This window comes from Xanthomonas arboricola pv. guizotiae, from assembly GCF_002940205.1.
Classification (GTDB): domain Bacteria; phylum Pseudomonadota; class Gammaproteobacteria; order Xanthomonadales; family Xanthomonadaceae; genus Xanthomonas; species Xanthomonas arboricola_C.
In genome coordinates, this window is sequence record NZ_MDSK01000138.1 from 1 (window position 1) to 309 (window position 309).

1 pseudogene is annotated in these 309 nt (G+C 62.1%); it reads left to right on the forward strand.

Features of this window, described 5'->3' with window-relative positions:
- Window positions 1–309: pseudogene (locus XarbCFBP7408_RS22185) on the forward strand (Tn3 family transposase); the annotation flags it as partial.

A 309-nucleotide genomic window follows, 5' to 3' on the forward strand; every position in this document is an offset into this window, starting at 1 on the left:
GCTCGCTGATCGACGCGATCGAGCTGATCCTGACGCAGGAACGAAGCCGCAGCCATTGGTTGGACGAAGCGGTCGATCTGGCATTCACCACCCAACTCTGGCGCAAGACCATCGTCCATCGCACCGAAGTGGGCGGCGAGGAGCGCATCCACCGGCGCCTGTTCGAGGTCTGCGTGTTCTCGTCGCTCGCCAACGAACTGAAATCGGGCGACGTAGCTGTGCGCGGATCGGAAACCTACGCCGACTACCGCGAACAGTTGCTGCCGTGGGAGCAGTGCGAGCCTCTGTTGGAGGATTACTGCAAGCACG